The 3,211-nt window shown below is 58.0% G+C and carries 4 protein-coding genes; 2 read left to right on the top strand and 2 right to left on the bottom strand.

The features are described 5' to 3' along the window. On the bottom strand, nt 1-308 hold a 308-nt coding region (locus ABHR75_RS09765; protein WP_346964220.1), incomplete at its 3' end, for a type II toxin-antitoxin system VapC family toxin. Further along, complete coding sequence (locus tag ABHR75_RS09760; protein WP_158554596.1) at nt 301-624, bottom strand: type II toxin-antitoxin system RelB/DinJ family antitoxin; 324 nt, start codon at nt 622-624, stop codon at nt 301-303. The genes ABHR75_RS09760 and ABHR75_RS09765, both read right to left, overlap by 8 nt. 429 nt (nt 625-1,053) lie before the next feature. Here ABHR75_RS09760 and ABHR75_RS09755 point away from each other — a divergent pair, with 429 nt between their 5' ends. Together ABHR75_RS09755 and ABHR75_RS09750 are read left to right on the top strand one after the other, a co-directional pair. After that, on the top strand, nt 1,054-1,572 hold the full coding sequence (locus tag ABHR75_RS09755; RefSeq protein ID WP_022095206.1) for a 4Fe-4S dicluster domain-containing protein: 519 nt from the start codon (nt 1,054-1,056) through the stop codon (nt 1,570-1,572). Nucleotides 1,573-1,648: 76 nt separating this feature from the next. Next, the coding region (locus ABHR75_RS09750) for a molybdopterin oxidoreductase family protein (RefSeq protein ID WP_346964219.1) at nt 1,649-3,211 on the top strand (1,563 nt) is incomplete at its 3' end.

The following is a 3,211-nucleotide window of genomic DNA, read 5'->3' as shown; positions in this document are numbered from 1 at the left end:
GCGGTACGGGCGGCAAGCAGACAGTCGGTAAAGTCCATATGGGTTTTGCCAAAGAGTTTGATGGCAAGGGCGACAACGGTGGGCTCGTCGACCATGACGTCATCGAGCAGCCTTCTCATGGCCGTAGCAATCTCAACGCGGGGAACCTTATAGACGTCGCGCAGCGTGACCACGACACGCGTGATGATTTCGGGGTAGACGCGAGCGGTGCGCGTGGCGATGACCTTGGCGGCGCGCGGGGACAGAACTTCGTCGTCGTCAAGCAGGTAGCGCAGGATGACGGTCTCGTCGATGATGGTGCTACTCATGGATATCTACTTCCTCGGGGCCCAAAATCGAATCGTCGCTTTCTGTAGCAAGGTATTCAATCCAGGCATTGCGCTCCTCGGAGCGGCGATTGGGGTCACCATATGCTTTGAGCGATCCATAGGCGGCGGTGCCGTCCTTTGAGCGCACGGCGACTGGCTGAAAGGGAAGCTTGCGCATCAAAATGCTTTGCGCGACAAATAGGCGGACGGCTTCGGCGAGCGATGTGCCCATGGCGTCGTAGAGATGCTCGGCATGCTGCTTGTCTTCCTCGCGAATGCGCACCTGCAGGATGGCTCTTTTTTGAGTCGATGACATCACTGGCCCCCCTTAATGAGCGTGCAATATGAATGGTCAAATACAGCATCGGATATTAATAGCTAATCTTATAACCACGACTTTATTGCACTCAAGTTAATGAGCGCGAAATTTATCACAAACGTATTACGTCCTTTATAAGCGAGCGTGAAATCTCCCTTGGATGTACGCATGTATTACACTCACCTTTATAGCTTCTAGAGAATAATTCCAACCTGCCAAAACCCCTGCAATACACCCGTATTGCAGGGCCTATCCTCAAGTTTGCCACCTGCAACTGCGTATATTTAACCTGTATATCGTTGGAGGAATTCTATCGAAGTGCCTGTTTCGCCGCATGTGCTCGATACGTCGATGCCGGACCACGGGCGGTCCGGGGCAACGTCGACAGGGTCTCTCCGGCATGGGATTCAGGAGGGAGTGAACAACATGGGCAATAAACGAGTCGTAGCCGATTCTTCGCGCTGCATTGGGTGCCAAACCTGTATGGCGGCGTGCATCGAGGCACACGATATTCCCGGCAACATCGCCGCACCTCGCTTGCGCGTAACGCGCACCTACGAGATCTCCGCGCCGGTGGCATGTCACCACTGCGAGGACGCTCCGTGCGCGAAGGCCTGTCCTACGGGCGCCTTGTTCTTTGATCCAAAGAACCATCGTATCGGCGTCAACGAGGACAACTGCATCGGCTGCAAGAGCTGCGTCATGGCATGCCCCTTTGGCGCCGTGAGCGTGGCGACCACGCAGGTCCCCGTCTTGATGGGCGACGTTCGCGTGGGTTCGCAGACCAAGAGCTTCGTGCTCAAGTGCGACCTGTGCGTGGACCGTCCCGGCGGTCCGGCGTGTGCCGAGGCGTGCCCGACCAAGGGCCTCACCCTGGTAGACGAGGAACGTTTGGCAGAACTGACTGCTGAGCGTGCCCGCGCCACCATCGAAAACGAGGCGTAAGCGGGCGGCCAAACAGGCCCAATGATTGTCAAATAAGTACCGAGCATTCGGTAGCAGAGAAAGGAAGGAGGGTGTCATGGAGAAGCATAAAGTGATCTGCCCGTACTGCGGCGCCGGTTGCCAGTTTAACCTCCTGGTCCAAAACGGCCAGGTCGTGGGTACCGAACCGCTCAACGGCATCACCAACCAGAGCGAGCTGTGCCTTAAGGGCATGAGCGGCTACGACTTCATCAACGACACCAAGATCTTGACTCCTCGCGTACTGCACCCGATGATCCGTCGCACCAAGGGCGCGGATCTTGAGCGCGTAAGCTGGGACGAGGCACTGGATTTCACCGCATCTAAGATGCAGGCCATAATTGACGAATATGGTCCTAACGCTGTCATGACCACCGGCTCTTCGCGAGGCGGCGGCAATGAGGCGAACTACGTCATGCAGAAGTTTACGCGTGCGTGCATCGGCACCCACAGCGTGGACAACTGCGCCCGTACTTGACACGGCCCTACTGTCCTCGGTCTGATGGACACGGTTGGTTCAGGTTGCATGTCATGCTCCATCCCCGGTATGGAGGATGCGGGCTGCATTTTCCTCTTCGGCTATAACCCTGCCGATTCGCACCCCATCGTCGCAAGGCGTATCGTGCGAGCCAAAGAAAAGGGTTGCAAGATCATCGTCGCCGACCCGCGCCATATCGAAACCGCGCGTATCGCCGATATCTACCTTCCGATCAAGAACGGTTGCAACGTCGCGTTCCTCAACGCCTTTGCCAACTGCTTGGTCAACGATGGCCTCTACGACAAGGAATTCGTCGCCGAGCACACGAACGGCTTTGACGAGTGGTGGGAGACCATCAAGAACTACACTCCCGAATCCGTACAGGACATCACGGGTGTCGAGCCCGCGTTGATCCACCAAGCTGCCGAGATGTATGCCACGGCGAAGCCCTCTGCCATCATTGGCTGGGGTATGGGCGTATGCCAGCAGAAGCAGAACCTGAAGACGGTGCACACCATCGCCTCCATCGCCTGCGTTGCCGGCCAGATCGGCAAACCCAATTCCGGCCTCGCGCCCGTGCGTGGCCAGAATAACGTCCAGGGCTCCTGCGATATGGGCATGCTGCCCAACCTGTACCCTGGCTACCAGAAAGTCACCGACCCCGCCGTGCGTGCCAAGTTTGCCAAGGCTTGGGGCGTGCCCGAGGAAAAGCTCCCGCTCGAGGAGGGCTACAAGCTCACCGACCTGGGCCACCTGGTCGACGAGGGCAAGGTGCACTGCTTCTACAACTACGGCGAGGACCCGGTCCAGACCGAGCCCGATTCGGCCGGTATGCGCAAGACGCTCTCCGAGCTGGATCTGTTCATTTGTCAGGACATCTTTATGACGCAGACGACCATGCTCGCCGACGTCATCCTGCCCGCTACCTCTTGGGGCGAGCACGAGGGTGTCTTTACCGCATCCGACCGTAGCTTCCAGCACTTTGACGCGGCCGTTCCGCCCAAGGGCGAGTGCCGCCACGACTGGGAGATCTTCGCGGACCTGTCTACGCGCATGGGCTATCCCATGCACTACGACAACACCGAGCAGATCTGGAACGAGTGCATTAGCCTGTGCCCCAACTTTGTGGGCGCAACCTACGAG

It is taken from the genome of Collinsella aerofaciens (assembly GCF_039752955.1).
Lineage (GTDB): Bacteria > Actinomycetota > Coriobacteriia > Coriobacteriales > Coriobacteriaceae > Collinsella > Collinsella aerofaciens_BI.
This window is presented reverse-complemented; position numbering and strand designations above follow the sequence as displayed.